This window comes from Leucobacter sp. M11, from assembly GCF_035726885.1.
Classification (GTDB): Bacteria; Actinomycetota; Actinomycetes; order Actinomycetales; family Microbacteriaceae; genus JAPFRB01.
Genome location: NZ_JAPFRB010000004.1, coordinates 385,508 through 386,213 on the forward strand (window position 1 = coordinate 385,508; position 706 = coordinate 386,213).

The window sequence follows — 706 nt, forward strand, 5'->3', positions numbered from 1 at the left end:
AGCAATAACTCCCTCGACCTCTTCGAGGAGCTCAAGACCGGCGCGATCCTGCACCGCGGGGCGCGCCAGTCCGCGGACGCCGTGCTCGGCAGCGACCTGCTCGACCTCGCGACGGCGCGCGGCGCCGCCGCGATCGGCTTCCCCGAGGCCGGGGCGCTCGAGGCCGGCCGCTTCGGCGACGTGATCTCGGTGGACCTGAGCGGCGCGCACGCCGTGCCGCTGCACTCGGTCACCTCCTTCCTCGGCTTCGCCGCCCGCGGCTCCGATGTGCGCAACGTCTTCGTCGGCGGCAGGCACCTGCTCGCGGACGGCGAGCTGACCACGCTCGACGAAGCGGCCATTCTCAGCGATGCCGCGGCGGTTACGGAGCGGATTCATAGCGAGCTTGAACAGACTGATCTCGGTGCCGGGGGAGGCCCCGGGTAGACCGGGGCCTCCGCCGAACCGCCACCGCCTCCCCGTCACCCACACCACCCCCGAGCAAAGGAACGCATCCCGTGTCTCCCACCCGCCTGGCCGCTGACGCCGAACTGCCCCTGCTGCGCACCCGCGTCTCCGAGATCTCCGACCGCGCGCTCGTCGTCGGCGACCCGAACCGGGCCAAGCTGGTCTCCGAGATGCTGGATGACGCCCGCCTGCTCAGCGCGAACCGCGAGTACCACGTCTACGCGGGGACCTACAACGGCGTCCCCGTGACGGTCGCGTC

At 71.8% G+C, this 706-nt stretch carries 1 protein-coding gene and 1 pseudogene; both read left to right on the plus strand.

Annotated features, from left to right (window positions below; all coding sequences use genetic code 11):
• Positions 1 to 426, plus strand: a 426-nt coding sequence (locus tag OOT08_RS13890; RefSeq protein ID WP_325093386.1) for an amidohydrolase family protein, incomplete at its 5' end; no start/stop codon positions are given.
• A gap of 71 nt (positions 427 to 497) precedes the next feature.
• Positions 498 to 706 (plus strand): annotated as a pseudogene (locus tag OOT08_RS13895) (nucleoside phosphorylase); the annotation flags it as partial.